This window comes from Streptomyces longisporus, assembly GCF_039532765.1.
GTDB classification, from domain to species: domain Bacteria; phylum Actinomycetota; class Actinomycetes; order Streptomycetales; family Streptomycetaceae; genus Streptomyces; species Streptomyces longisporus.
This window is the reverse complement of record NZ_BAAASG010000014.1, coordinates 32,408-45,973: the sequence shown is the minus strand read 5'-3', so window position 1 is coordinate 45,973 and position 13,566 is coordinate 32,408. Positions and strand designations below refer to the sequence as shown.

General features: G+C 71.3%; 12 protein-coding genes and 1 pseudogene. 4 read left to right on the top strand and 9 right to left on the bottom strand.

What is annotated here, in order from left to right:
- The first annotated feature begins 5 nt into the window (after positions 1–5).
- Positions 6–584: an alkaline shock response membrane anchor protein AmaP gene (gene amaP, locus ABD355_RS29125; protein ID WP_344403729.1), complete on the top strand. Its 579-nt coding sequence runs from the start codon at positions 6–8 to the stop codon at positions 582–584.
- 27 nt (positions 585–611) lie between these two features.
- Here amaP and ABD355_RS29120 read toward each other — a convergent pair whose 3' ends face one another.
- The 5 genes from ABD355_RS29120 to ABD355_RS29100 all read right to left on the bottom strand — a co-directional run bounded on the left by ABD355_RS29120 (position 612) and on the right by ABD355_RS29100 (position 5,374).
- A complete protein-coding gene (locus ABD355_RS29120) occupies positions 612–1,367 on the bottom strand; it encodes an SDR family oxidoreductase (protein ID WP_344403728.1) in 756 nt (251 codons plus the stop codon).
- A 5-nt stretch (positions 1,368–1,372) separates the two neighbouring features.
- Complete coding sequence (locus ABD355_RS29115; RefSeq protein ID WP_344403726.1) at positions 1,373–3,160, bottom strand: glycoside hydrolase family 15 protein; 1,788 nt, start codon at positions 3,158–3,160, stop codon at positions 1,373–1,375.
- 69 nt (positions 3,161–3,229) lie between these two features.
- Positions 3,230–4,021 carry an SURF1 family cytochrome oxidase biogenesis protein gene (locus ABD355_RS29110; protein WP_344403724.1) on the bottom strand — a complete coding sequence of 264 codons (792 nt, stop codon included), beginning with the start codon at positions 4,019–4,021 and terminating at the stop codon, positions 3,230–3,232.
- Positions 4,022–4,070: 49 nt separating this feature from the next.
- Entirely contained in the window at positions 4,071–4,304 is a 234-nt protein-coding gene (locus tag ABD355_RS29105) for a hypothetical protein (protein ID WP_099934050.1), read from the bottom strand.
- Between the two features lie 80 nt (positions 4,305–4,384).
- Positions 4,385–5,374 carry a DEDDh family exonuclease gene (locus ABD355_RS29100; protein ID WP_344403721.1) on the bottom strand — a complete coding sequence of 330 codons (990 nt, stop codon included), beginning with the start codon at positions 5,372–5,374 and terminating at the stop codon, positions 4,385–4,387.
- 180 nt (positions 5,375–5,554) lie between these two features.
- Between ABD355_RS29100 and ABD355_RS29095 the strand changes: the two genes are divergently transcribed.
- The 3 genes and pseudogenes from ABD355_RS29095 to ABD355_RS29085 all read left to right on the top strand — a co-directional run.
- Positions 5,555–6,529: an acetoacetate decarboxylase family protein gene (locus ABD355_RS29095; RefSeq protein WP_425585802.1), complete on the top strand. Its 975-nt coding sequence runs from the start codon at positions 5,555–5,557 to the stop codon at positions 6,527–6,529.
- Positions 6,530–6,553: 24 nt separating this feature from the next.
- Positions 6,554–7,267 carry a VIT1/CCC1 transporter family protein gene (locus ABD355_RS29090; protein WP_344403718.1) on the top strand — a complete coding sequence of 238 codons (714 nt, stop codon included), beginning with the start codon at positions 6,554–6,556 and terminating at the stop codon, positions 7,265–7,267.
- Between the two features lie 117 nt (positions 7,268–7,384).
- Positions 7,385–7,611 (top strand): annotated as a pseudogene (locus ABD355_RS29085) (IMP dehydrogenase); the annotation flags it as partial.
- Between the two features lie 3 nt (positions 7,612–7,614).
- Here the strand turns inward: ABD355_RS29085 and ABD355_RS29080 are convergent.
- From ABD355_RS29080 to ABD355_RS29065, 4 genes are all read right to left on the bottom strand, one after another.
- Positions 7,615–8,625: a CopD family protein gene (locus ABD355_RS29080; protein ID WP_344403716.1), complete on the bottom strand. Its 1,011-nt coding sequence runs from the start codon at positions 8,623–8,625 to the stop codon at positions 7,615–7,617.
- A gap of 100 nt (positions 8,626–8,725) precedes the next feature.
- The gene (locus ABD355_RS29075; protein WP_344403714.1) at positions 8,726–10,090 is read right to left on the bottom strand and encodes a CoA transferase; all 1,365 of its coding nucleotides are present in this window, start codon (positions 10,088–10,090) and stop codon (positions 8,726–8,728) included.
- A gap of 83 nt (positions 10,091–10,173) precedes the next feature.
- Entirely contained in the window at positions 10,174–11,694 is a 1,521-nt protein-coding gene (locus ABD355_RS29070) for a S8 family peptidase (protein WP_344403712.1), read from the bottom strand.
- Between the two features lie 108 nt (positions 11,695–11,802).
- The gene (locus ABD355_RS29065) at positions 11,803–13,329 is read right to left on the bottom strand and encodes a S8 family peptidase (RefSeq protein WP_344403710.1); all 1,527 of its coding nucleotides are present in this window, start codon (positions 13,327–13,329) and stop codon (positions 11,803–11,805) included.
- Positions 13,330–13,566: the final 237 nt, after the last annotated feature.

Genomic DNA, 13,566 nt, shown 5'->3' with positions numbered 1-13,566 from the left:
GAGCGATGCCCAGGATCGTCAACCGGGTGCTGATCGGGATCGTCGGACTCGCCCTGCTCCTGCTGGGCGGCTCGGTCCTGGCCGTCGGACTCGGCGCTCCGCCACCGTCCTGGTGGATCCACCACGGCCGGCACGACGTCCTGCTCAGCGACGCCGAACGCACCCACTGGCAGGGCTCCGGCTGGTGGTGGCCGACCGTCATCGCCGCACTGGCCGTCCTGGTGCTGCTCGCCCTGTGGTGGCTGGCCGCGGTCCTGCGCCGGCGCCGCCTCGCCGAGGTCCTGGTGGACACCGGCGACGGCGAGGGCGCGCTGCTGCGGGGCCGGGCCCTGGAGGGCGTACTCGCGAGCGAGGCGGGCGGGTTGGAGGGCGTGGCGCAGGCCCATGTCCAGTTGACCGGCCGCCGCACCGCCCCCGAGGCGCGCGTGCAACTCCATCTGGAACCGCACGTGGACCCGGGAACGGCCCTGCACGAACTCACGACCCGGGCCCTGCTGCACGCACGCAATTCCGCGGGTCTCGCCGCATTTCCCGCAGAGGTGCGGATGAAAGGCGTCAAACACCGTGCAGAAAGGGTGAGTTGACCTACGCGGACTCCCTTCGGCAGGCCCTCAGAATCCGTGCCGCATGCCGCCGTCTACCGGGACCATGATTCCCGTCAGATAGGAAGCCGCCGGGGACAACAGGAAGGCAGCCGTACGCCCGAACTCCTCCGGAGTGCCATAGCGCCGCAGTGGAATGCGGGATTCGTTGGCGGCCCGTGTGGCTTCGGGGTCCGCGGACAGTCCGTCCAGCTCGCGCACGCGGTCCGTGTCGATACGAGACGGCAGCAGACCCACGACACGAATTCCGCGCGGGCCCAGCTCGTCGGCGATCGACTTCGCGAAACCGGCCAGCCCGGGGCGCAGTCCGTTCGAAATCGTCAGCGCCGGAATCGGCTCGTGCACCGAACCGGACAGCACGAACCCGATGACACCGCCCGCGTCGAGTTCGGCGGCCGCCGCCCGCGCCAGCCGGACCGCTCCCAGGAACACCGAGTCGAACGCCGCCTGCCACTGCTCGTCCGTGTTGTCCGCGAGGAACCCGGGGGCCGGCCCGCCGACGCTGATGAGGATGCCGTCGAAGCCGCCGAACCTCTCACGGGCCGCCGCGATCAGCCGCTCGGGGGCCTGCGGGTCGGCGTTGTCGACGGCCACGCCATGGGCGTCGGGCCCAAGGCCGGCCGCCGCGTCGGCGACCCGCTTCTCGTCCCGACCCGTCACGACCACCTTCGCGCCGTCCGCGAGGAGCTCACGCGCGGCGGCGTTCCCGAGGCCCCGCGTGGCCCCGGTGACGACGTACACCCGGTCCTTCAGTCCAAGATCCATGGCCCCTATCCTGCCTCGTCGTCCCCGAACAGGGCGAGGGCGGTGTTCACCAGGCCGACATGGCTGAAGGCCTGCGGGAAGTTGCCGAGCTGGCGGTCGTCGACGGGGTCGTACTCCTCGGAGAGCAGCCCCACGTCGTTGGTGAGCCCCACCAGCCGTTCGAACAGCTCCCGTGCCTCCTTCCTGCGGCCCGTCATGTGCAGTGCGTCCGCGAGCCAGAACGAGCACACCAGGAACGTGCCCTCGTCGCCGGGCAGCCCGTCGACCGTCGTCTCGTCGGTGCTGTAGCGGCGCAGGAAGCCGCCGTGGTCCAGTTCCTGGCGGATCGCGTCGATGGTGCCGGCCACCCGCGGGTCGTCCGGAGGCAGGAATCCGACGCGCGGGATCAGCAGGAGCGCGGCGTCGAGTTCGCGGGAGCCGTAGGACTGGGTGAACGTGTTCCGCTCGGCGTCGAAGCCCTTCTCGCACACCTCGCGGTGCACCTCGTCGCGCAGCGCGCGCCAGTCGTCCAGGTTGCCGCGCAGCTTCGGGTTCTCCTCCAGCGTGCGCACAGCACGGTCGGCGGCCACCCACACCATGATCTTGGAGTGGACGAAGTGGCGCCGTCCGCCGCGCACCTCCCACAGCCCCTCGTCGGGCTGCCGCCACTCGGCGTGCAGCCAGTCCATCAGGGAGGCCTGTATCGCCCACATGTGCGGCTTGACGGACAGGCCCGACTTCCGGGCCAGCCACAGCGAGTCCAGCACTTCGCCGTACACGTCCAACTGCAGCTGGTTCACGGCCTCGTTGCCGATCCGTACGGGCGTCGAATCCGCGAAGCCGGACAGCCACGGCAGATCGAACTCGGGCAGCCGCCGCTCGCCCGCCAGGCCGTACATGATCTGCAGGTCGGCCGGGTCCCCCGCGACAGCGCGCAGCAGCCAGTTCCGCCACTCCTCGGCCTCCTCGTGGTAGCCGCAGGCCAGGAGTGCGCCGAGGGTGAGGGTGGAGTCGCGCAGCCAGCAGTAGCGGTAGTCCCAGTTGCGCACCCCGCCCAGCTCCTCGGGCAGTGAGGTGGTGGGAGCGGCGACGATGCCGCCGGTCGGCGCGTAGGTGAGGGCCTTGAGAGTGATCAGGGAGCGCATCACGGCGTCGCGGTGGGGACCGTGGTAGCGGCAAGCGGCGGACCACTTCTGCCAGTCCTTCACGCTGGAGTGCAGCGCCTTGTACGGGTCGATCTGGGGCGGCCGCGGGTGGTGCGAGGGGTGCCAGGTGAGCACGAACGCGACCTTCTCCCCCTTCTTGACGGTGAACTCCGAGTGCGTGCCGTAGTCCTCGCCCCAGGTGTGCACCGCGGGTTCGGTGCGCAGCCACACCGAGTCCGGGCCGGCGATCGCCACCCGCTGGCTGTCGGATCTGCGCATCCACGGCACGATCGAGCCGTAGTCGAAGCGCAGCCGCAGCGTGCTGCGGACGGTCACCTTGCCGTGCAGGCCCTCGACGATGCGTACGAGGTCGGGGGCGCGGTCGCGCTGGGGCATCAGGTCGGTGACGCGCACCGCGCCCTCGTCGGTCTCCCACTCGGTGTCCAGGACGAGGGTGTCGGGGCGGTAGGCGCGGCGGGTGCAGTGGCCCTTGGCGCCCTTGGGCGCGATGCGCCAGTGGCCGTTCTCCTTGTCGCCGAGCAGCTTGGCGAAGCAGGCCGGCGAGTCGAAGCGGGGCAGGCACAGCCAGTCGACGGAGCCGTCCCGGCCGACCAGGGCCGCGGTCTGTTCGTCGCCGATGAGGGCGTAGTCCTCGATACGGGGGTGCACGGAGTTGCGGGTTCCCGCAAGGGCCGCGGGGCAATCCGGGGTGGGGCCGGGGGAGTGACCGGCGCGTGGCTACACCGCCGCGGGTTCCGCTTCCTCCGCCTGCTCCTTGGCGGCCGCTTCCTGCCGGTCACGGCGCTCGCGCCGCACCAGCACCCACCAGCCCACCGGGACACCGGCGGCGAACAGCCACCACTGGATCATGTACGCGTAGTTCAGCGGGGCGTCCTCGCTGCCGGGGTCGGAGATCTGCTCGGGGCTGCCGCCCTTCGCCTCCGGTGCGGTCTGCTCGATGTAACCGCCGAGGACCGTGGCCCCGAGCCGCCGGGCCTGCTCCTCGCTGTTGATCAGCATGACCTGCCGGTCCGGCAGCCCCTTGATCTCCTTGATGCCGCTCGCCGCGGTCGTCTCGTCGGCCTTCAGCCGCCCCTTGATGGTGACCTTGCCGGCGGGCGGTGCGGGGATCTTCGGGAAGGTGGTCTGCGCCCCGTTCGCCGGGATCCAGCCGCGGTTGACCAGCACCACCTTGCCGTCCGTCAGGACGAACGGGGTCAGGACATGGAAGCCGACCTCGTCGTCGGAGTTGGTGCGGCGCCTGACGACCTCCTCGCGGGCGGTGTCGAAGGTGCCCGTCGCGGTGACGGTGCGGTATTTCTCGGCGCTGGTGACCGCGTGCCCGGGGGAGGTGAGCTGCTCCACGGGGACCGGCTTGGCGTGCAGCGCCGCGGAGACCAGGTCGTTGCGGGCGGTGCGCATCTCGTAGCGGTGCTTCTGCCAGATGCCCAGCCTGATCATCGTGGGGATCAGGAGGAGGGCGATCAGGGTGAGAATCACCCACTGCCGGGACAACAGGAAGCGGTACACCCCACGACCGTACAACTCGGTCGTGGGGTGCATGAGGCCGGGTGGCGGGTTACACCTTGTCGACGATGCCCACCTTGCCCTCCTCGCGGGCGCAGTGCGCTCCGCAGAACCACTGGCCGTCGACCTCGACTCCCTGCCCGATGATCTGCACACGACAGTGCTCGCACACGGGTGCCATGCGGTGGATCGCACAGGAGAAGCAGTCGAAGACGTGCACCGCTCCCTGCGCATGCACCTCGAAGGTCATTCCATAGTCATTGCCACATACTTCACACGTCGCCATGGGCCACAGGGTGAGCCGTCGCCGCCGCGCGGGCGAGCGGTCGGCGGGCGAGTCGCGTGGCAATCACCCGTCCGTACGGGTCATCCGTCGGCGGGCTCCACATCCCTGAGCAGCTGCCCGAAGGCCGCCTCGTCCACCACCGGTGTCCCGTACTGCCGGGCCTTGACCACCTTCGACGTACCCGAGTCCGGGTCGTTGGTGACGAGCAGGCTGGTCAGCCGGGACAGGCTCGTCGCGACATGCAGCCCCGCCTCGACCGCGCGGTCCTCCAGCAGCTCCCGCTCGACGGAGGTGTCCCCGGAGAAGGCGATCCGCATGCCCTGTTTGAGTGGTTTGCCGTCTTCGTAACGCCCTGGGTTGGGATACGGGCATACGGGTCGTTTGCGGGAGGGGCGCCAACTGCTCGGCCGATAACTGCCGTAGCCGCTGCTCTGCTGTCCGATGTGCGGCACCGGCCGGTCCGCCCACTCCGTCAGCGGCCGGCACTCGTGCAGCGGCAGCCGTACACCACCGGCCGCCGCGGCCGCGAGGCTCGGGCGGAACGCCTCCGCCAGCACCCGCGCGTCGTCCAGCGCGTGGTGCGCACGCTGCTGTACGACGCCGAAGTGGGCGGCCAGCGACTCCAGCTTGTGGTTGGGCAGCGGCAGGCCGAGCTCCTTGGAGAGCGCGATGGTGCACAGCCGCTGCCGCACCGGCGCCTCGCGCTGCGCACGCGCGTACTCCCGGGCGATCATCTGCCAGTCGAAGACCGCGTTGTGCGCGACGAGCACCCTTCCCTCGAGCCGGGTCGCGAACTCCTCGGCGATGTCCTGGAAGAGGGGCGCACCTTCGAGCGCCTCGCTCGTCAGACCGTGGATCCACACCGGTCCCGGGTCCCGCTCCGGGTTGACCATCGTGTACCAGTGGTCCTCGACCTCGCCGCGCGCGTCCAGCCGGTAGACGGCCGCGGAGATTATCCGGTCGTCCCGGGCCAGGCCGGTGGTCTCCACGTCAACGACCGCGTATCCCTGCGGATACGCGGCCGGCCACGCTGTGGGGGAGGACGCTGCGGTCGTACGGTCTTCGAGCATGGTCCCTGAGGATACGGCCCGGCACTGACAGTCCTGTCCGTCAGGTCGCCTTCCCCGCCGGTCTGTTCGAGTGCCGCGAATGGCGCGAATGTCTGTGCCCCGGCTATGGACCTTTTCAGCGGCCGGTGCAAGCGTGCTGCCCGCCCGGCGTGTGACGGTCGACGGAAGGGCGGTACGGCTATGGCACGCGTACGGTACGGGGCACGGACCGAGGCGGAGATGGCCGCCGGGCGCACAGCGGTCGCGAAGCTGCCCGACATCTGGTCCACCGGGGTGGTGGCCCGGTGGGAGACCGACCCGGACGCTCTCGCCGCGGTGCTGCCACCGCCCCTGAAGCCCACCGGCCGGCCCCTCGTCCGGGTGAACATCAGCCGGGTCGACCTGCCCGGACACCCGCTCGGCGCGGGCTCGTTCGCGGTCGCCGCCGCGCACGCGGGCGTCGACGGCTGGTACCCGCTCGTCATGCCGATGACCCAGGAGCGGGCCCTCACCGGCGGCCGCGAGGTGTTCGGGGAGCCCAAGAAGCTGGGCGAGGTGACGGTCGAGCGCGAGGGCCTCGTCGTGCACGCCTCGCTCGCCCGGCACGGCATCGCCTTCGTCGAGGTGCGCGGCGCGGTGAGCGGGCCGCTGCCGCTGCCGGAGCCGAGCCGGAAGACCGACTTCTACTTCAAGTTCCTTCCCGCGGTGGACGGTTGGGGTTTCGACGGCGATCCGGTGCTGGTGCACTGCCTGCGCAACGAGAAGGTGCGCCGGCTGGAGCGGGTCACCGGGGAGGTCGTCCTGCGCGAGTCCATGTACGACCCGGTGGCCGACCTCCCGGTGCTGAGGCTCGTCGACATCACCATCGGTGAGAAGACCAGCGACCAGCGCGGCAAGGTCGTCGAACGGGTCAGCGCCCAGGCCCTGTTGCCGTACACCTACCCGTACTCCAGGGAGGGCCTGCGCATCGCCTACGCGGGCGTGCCGCGCGACGAGGTCGCCGCCATGGTCGGGGGCAACGCAGCCCGCGTGTACGGCTTCGACCTGGACCTGCTGGATCCGATCGCGGCGAAGACGGGGCCGACGCTGGCGGAACTGGCCGAGCCGCTCACCGAACCGCCGCCGGACGCGACGAGCCCGGCGTTCGCCCGGGGAGCGTCGGTACGGGTGTGGTGACGCCCGCGGTGGGATCCTCCCGGTGTGACGGAACCAATGCACGCCGGCGAGGCCCATGCAGGCGCACTGGGTGAGCGGCTGAACTGGCTGCGCGCGGCCGTGCTGGGCGCGAACGACGGCATCGTGTCCACCGCGGGCCTGGTCGTCGGTGTGGCCGGCGCGACGGACCACCGCTCGGCCCTGCTCACCGCCGGTCTCGCGGGTCTGCTCGCCGGGTCGATGTCGATGGCCGCCGGGGAGTACGTGTCGGTCTCCACCCAGCGGGACTCGGAGATGGCCGCACTCGCCCTGGAACGGCGGGAGTTGCGCGAACAGCCCGAGGCCGAGCTGGAGGAACTCACCGGGCTGCTGCAGGAGCGGGGCATGTCCCACGAGGTGGCCAGGGAGGCGGCCGAGCAGTTGACCGCACGGGACGCACTCAGGGCGCACGCGCGCGTGGAGCTCGGCATCGACCCCGACGAGCTGACCAATCCCTGGCATGCGGCGTGGGCGAGCTTCCTCGCGTTCACCGTCGGCGCGCTGCTGCCGCTGCTGGCGATCGTCCTGCCGCCCGCCCACTGGCGGCTCCCGGTCACCGTGGTCTGCGTGCTGGCCGCCCTGGTCCTCACCGGCTGGACCAGCGCACGTCTCGGCGGCGCCCGGCCCGGGCCGGCCGTGCTGCGCAACGTGGCGGGCGGAGCCCTGGCCATGGGGGTCACCTACGCGGCCGGGACGCTGCTGGGGGCGGCCGGGGTCTAGCAGGCACCCGATTCCCGCTGGTCGGCGCCGCATTGGGCGAGCGGCGGGCGTCCGCGACGGCGTACCGTGAAGTGCGCCCGACCGCCCCCCGAGCGCCCCATGACACCGCACGAGACTGGGGGAGGCACCGGTGTAGCCATCGGTGTCATGTTCGACCCGAACATCGCACTGCGCGGCGTCGCATCGGTCCGCGCCTGCATCCCGGAGCTGCTGCCCGACGTCCTGGGCGGTACCGTCGACGCCTCCCGGTCCTCGACCTGACGGTGGATCTGGAGCGTGTCCCCGACGGCTACAAGGCGATGGACGAGCGCACGGCCCTCAAGGTGCTCGTCACCAACGACTGACCGTCACGACCAGCGGATCGGCAGCGGCAGCGCCGTCAGCAGCCCCGACACCAGGACCACCACCCCGAGCGCGGCGACCTCCACGCGCGCGGGGGAGCAGGCGGTCAGCGGGTCGGTGGCACGGCGCAGCCGGATCCGCGCCCACAGGGCGAGCAGGGCGACGGTGGCCACGAGGATCACCTTGGCGAGCAGAGTGCGCCCGTACGCCGTCGTCGTCAGCTGGTCCAGGATCGTGTGCAACGGCATGCGGCGCAGCGAACTCCACACCCCGGTCGCGGTGATGACGGCGAGCAGAACGGCCGCCACGCGCGCGTAGAGCCCCAGCAGGGCCGCGCCCGCCTCGGAGGGGCCCCACCGGCGCAGCGTCCGCAGCGTGTGCAGCAGACTCCCCGACCACAGCGTCGCGCAGGTCAGGTGCACGACCGTCAGCCCCGACCCGAGCAGCGGGCTGTGTTCGCTCGTGGGGTGCGCGCGCAGGGCTTCCGCAGTGATGACCGCGGCCAGCGGCCAGGCCTGGGTGGCGGGGCGGCGCGAGAGGGCGCAGAGGCCGGCCGCGAGAAAGGCGTTGACCTCGACCAGCGCGAGCTTGCCGTCCCGCGAGTCGTAGAGGCCGCCGACGTTGATGTCGGCCAGGCTGTGCGGCACCAGGTTGCCGGTGGACACGACCGAGGCGAGGCCCAGTGCGGCGACGAAACCGGCGGCGGCCGCATACGGCGCCCAGCTGCGGGGCACTCCCTGCGGAGTGTCGGGCAGCGAACGGGCCAGACGCTTGACGAACAACTCGCCCACCGGCACGCACAACGCGGCGAACAGGATCGCCCGCAGCAGCGCGATGCCGCTGACCCCGGGTGCGGCGGCCTCTCCGGTGCCGTGCAGGGCGACGGACGGGCCGAGCAGCGGTATCAGCGCGGCCAGGGCCACCAGGACGAGTACGGCGACGGCTCGGCCGGCCCGGGAGCGCCGTACGGGCTTCCCGGCCTCGGCTTCCCCGGCCGTGGGTTTTATCAAGGTCACCTCACGATGTTCGCCACCCGTCACAGAACCGGGCAAGTGGAGTAAGACAACTGGGGTACGGCATTCTGCTCACGGGTACGCTTTCCGGCGCTCCGATGACTCAGACCCAGCGCGCGGGATCCGTCCCCCAGGGCATCGGCGGCCGCGCCCAGTCGGCGGGCCCGCCCGCGAAGGACACCGGCGGCAGCGCGTACCGCAGCCGCCCCAGCGAGCTGTCCGTCTCGGCGAGCCAGGGACCGGGCCCGTCGTACGACTCGTCGCCCGCGGTGCCGGCCTCGATGCCGTTCACCAGCCACTCGGCCGTCCGCGCCAACGCCAGTCGTACGAAACGGCTGCCCCCCTCGTACGACTGCTCGGTCAGCGCCCGCAGCACCGCCGCCGCCAGCAGATAACCCGTCCCGTGGTCGAGCGCCTGCGCGGGCAGCGCCCCCGGCTGCTCGGGCGAGCCCTCGACGGCGGCGATCCCCGATGCCACCTGCACCAGGCTGTCGAAGCCCCGCCGCTCGCTCCACGGCCCGTACGCGCCCCATGCCGACACCTGCGCCACGACCACCCCGGGCCGCCGCTCCGCCAGCGCGTGCGGCGACAGCCCGAACCGGTCCAGGGCGCCGGGCCGGTACCCGGTGACGACCACGTCCGCCGCCGCGAGCAGCTCCTCGAAGGCGCGCCGGTCGGCCGTCAGGTCCAGCGTCGTCGACCGCTTCCCGAAGCCCGTGTCGGCGTGCTGGTCGGGCAGTTCGGGCAGGCGCGGGGGGTCCACCCGCAGTACGTCCGCGCCCAGCAGGGCGAGCGTGCGGGTGGCGACCGGGCCGGCCAGCACCCGGGTCAGGTCGAGGACACGCAGTCCGGCCGCGGGCAGCAGGGGGGACCCGTCGAGCGGGGCGAGCACGCGCGCGTGCGCGGAGCCGAGCCGTGCGCGCTCCACCAGGGGGCGCGCGGCCACCTCCACGGCCTGCTCGTGCGCGGCCCACTCCTCAGGGGTGCGCAGTGCCACGGCCAGGCCCCCGGCCGCGCACACCGCCTCCTCGACCTCCGGCGCGGACCGCTCGGCCAGCGCGGCTTCGACGGCGGCCGCGTCGGCCGGCACCCCCAACGCGTTCAGCAGCCGTGCCCGGTGGTGCGGATAGTTCGCGTGCGTCCGCACCCATCCGTCCGCCGTCCGCCAGAACCGCGACAACGGCGCGAAGCTGACCGGCGCCCGCCCGTCGACCAGCAGATGCCGCTCACTGTGGAAGGCCGCGGCGACGGCACCGTCGTCCACCCGGACCGCGGGCACCTCGGGGAGCCCGCTCCGCCGTGCGCCCAACTCGGCAGCGGCCAGCGCGCAGGCCCCGACGCAGGCCCGCGCCAACTCCCGTACGGGAAGGCGCCCCTGGAGAGCGCCCTCCCGCACCACGGCCGAGACTCGCCGGAGAAGAGCGGCATCGCCGCCCAGTGCAGACCATGCGAACTTGATTGCAGTCATGAATGCACTATGCATCATTGACTGAATCAATATATGGACGGTGGTCCGGTGACCTGCGTCCTGCTTCTGTCTGCTCCTTCCCGCTACTTCGTCACTGCGGCCAGCGCGTCCACCGTGCCCCAGCCGTAGAAGCCGTTGTAGTTCCTCGGCCCCTCGCACACCGCGTCGACCTTGCCGTCCCCGTCGATGTCGTACGGGTCCGTGCACGCCGTGCTGTCGGCCTCGGCATACAGCAGGGCCTTCACCAGGGCGGCGGAGGCGTGCGGATGGGTTGACTTGATCAATGCGGCGACCGCTGCCACATGCGGCGAGGCCATGGACGTTCCGGCCATGTAGCCCCACTTGCCGCCCGGCAGCGTGCCCAGGATCAGGCCGCTGGTGGCCGGCGGGGCCGGGGCCTGGAAGCGGGTCGAGTCGCCGCCCGGAGCGGCCACGTCGATGATGCCAGGACCGTAGTTGGAGTACGACGACTTGATGCCCTTCGCGCCGGTTGCCGCCACGGTCACCACACCCGGCAACTGGGTCGGTATGTCAAGGCACTTGGACGGGTCGACCACCCGCTCGGAGGGTGTGCCGTCGTTCGGCGAGGACGGGTCCGTGATCGAGTCCGATGCCAGGTCGTACTTCTCGTTGCCGGCCGCGGCCACGTTGACCGTGCCCTTCCGCTCGGCGAACCGCGCGGCCCGGGTGACGGCGTCCACGAGCGCCTTCTGGTCCGGGTCGTCGGTGCAGTTGAAGTACCAGGGGTCGGTGTAATAGCTGTTGTTGGTGACGTCGACGCCGTGCTCGGCCGCCCACACGAAGCCGCAGACCACGGCCTCGGTGTAGAAGTAGCCGTTCGGGTTCCCCACCTTGATGCCGGCGACCTTCACGCCCGGAGCGACACCCGTCATGCCGATGCCGTTCTTCGCGGCCGCGATCTCGCCCGCCACATGCGTGCCGTGCGGGCTCTCCGAGGCGCTGGGCCGCCAGGCGCCGTCGGTCGTGTCCGGCTTGCCCGACACACAGTTGACCGAGGCGTTCCGGTTGAAGTTCGGCGCGATGTCGGGGTGCGTGTCGTCGACGCCGGTGTCGATCACGCCGACCGTGACCTTCGGGCTGCCCAGCGACTTCTCGTGCGCCTTGTCCGCCTTGATGGCGGCGAGATCCCACTGCAGCGGCTCCAGCGGGTCCTGCCCGTCGGCGGCCTGGACGCCCTTCAGCTCCTCGGCCGTGAGCGCCTTCGGGGCGCCCGTGTCGGTCGTCGACTGGGCGGGCAGCGGTGCGTTGCGGGTGTTGCCGGCCGACTCCACCCCGTGCACGGTGCGCAGGGTCTTGGCGAAGCCGGGGTTCGCCGAGTGGACGACGATCACGCCGATCTCGTCGTACGACGTCACGATCGTGCCGCCGGCCTCGGCGATCGCCTTCTTCACATATGCCGGAGCTCCATGCCCGGGGCGGACGTTGACGACATAGCTGAGCGAGCTCGCGTCGGCGGCGGTCCTGGCCGCCGGCGCGCTGTCCGCCTCGGCCGTGCCGTTGGGCACGAACGCGAGGGCCGTCGCCATCGCCGTCCCGAGCGGGATCGCGAGCGCGCGGCGGTAGCGCGGGTGAGGCGCTGTCATGTGTCGGTGCCTCCAGTTCGTTCGCGGTGCGAGCGGTGGGTACGGACCGTGCGGGCGGTCCGGGGCGGCGCGGTCCCTGTCACCGCGCCGCCCGAGCAGGCACTGGATCTACTTCACTGCGCGCAGCGCGTTGACGATACCGAAACCGTAGAATCCGTTGATCCGTTTGCCGCCCACGCAGGTGGCGTCCACGACGCCGTCGCCGTTCCCGTCGTACGGGCCGGCCGGGCAGCCCGGATTGTCGGCCTGCGCCTTGAGGAGGGCCTGCAGCTGGGCCGGAGTGGCCCACGGGTGCGTCGACTTCAGCAGCGCGGCGACGGCCGCGACATGCGGTGTGGCCATCGACGTGCCCTGCAGGAAGCCGTAGGAGTTGTTCGGCAGCGTGGACAGGATGCGGCCGTTCTTCGACGGCGTGTCGGGGATCTTGTACTTGTCGCCGCCCGGCGCCGCGACGTCGATGACACCGTCGCCGTAGCTGGAGTAGTACGACTTTGCGCCCGTGACACCGGTCGCGCTGACCGTGACCACACCCGGCAGCTGGGTCGGCACGTCGAAGCACTTGTGCGGGTCGACCGTCCGGGTGACCGGGGTCGAGTCGTCGGGGCTGGAGGCGTCGACGAGGGCGTTCGAGTCGAGGTCGTCGTTGGAGTTGCCCGCGGCGGCGACATTGAGCGTGCCCTTGCGCTGTGCATACAGCTGGGCCCTGTTGACCGAATCAACAATGGCACGTTGATCGGGGTCGTCCATGCAGTTGTACTGCCACGGATCAACGTAGTAGCTGTTGTTGGTGATCTCGACGCCGTGGTCGGCGGCGAACACGAAGGCGCACACCACGCTCTCCGGGAAGAACAGCTGGTTCGCGTCCGGCTGGGCCACCGTGATGCCGGAAACCTTCACACCGGGCGCGACCCCCGCGACACCGATGCCGTTGCGTGCCGCGGCGATCTCGCCCGCCACATGGGTGCCGTGGTAGTGCTCGGCGTCCACCGGCCGCCAGGAGCCGTACGTCGTGTCCGCCTTGCCGCTCACACAGTTCGCGGACTGCGAGGCGGAGAAGTTCGGGGCGATGTCGGGGTGGGTGTCGTCGACGCCGACGTCGATCACGGCGACGGTCACGTTCTTGCTGCCCGGGTCGACCTTGGCCGCCTTGTCGGCGCCGATCGCCCTGAGGTCCCACTGGTCGGCCTCGAGCGGCTCCTCGCCGGCCGTCGAACTCCCCGCGATCTTCGCGGCCTCGGCCTTGGAGAGGTACTGCACCGCCCCCTCGTCCGTCGTCCCCGCCGCCGTCACCGGCGAGGTGCGCGAGGCCCCCGCGGACTGCACGCCGGGCGCCTTGCGTATCTGCTGGGCGAAGGCGGGGTTCGCGGAGTGAACGACGATCACGCCGATCCTGTCGTACGCCACGACGACGGTGCCGCCGGCCTTGGCTATCGCCCCCTTGACCGACTCGATCGTGCGACGGTCCGTCCTGGTGTTGACGAGATAGGCGAAGTTTTCCGCGTCGGCCGTCCGCGCCGTGGACTGCGCGCGGGGGGCGGCCTGTGCGGCCGCCGGGAGGAAGCCGAGCGAGGCGGTCAGCGACAGCACGACCGGTACGGCGAGTGCGAGCCGGCGTCTGGAACGCAGATGAGCCATGGGGTCTCCACATCATCCGGAAACGAAACCGCCCGAGACGCAGGTGCTGCTCGGGCAGGTACATGACGGGCGGTGCAGGCCGAAGCTATCTCCCGGCGCCGCTGGTCAGCAATGAGTTGCCCAAGGTGAGTTCGGAAACAGGTCAAGGGAGTTGAACCTGTCCTCGCGTGGCGCCGTGACCTTGGACAGGGAGCACGAGGACACTCGCCCCCGATCCCCGTCACAACCGCATCCGCA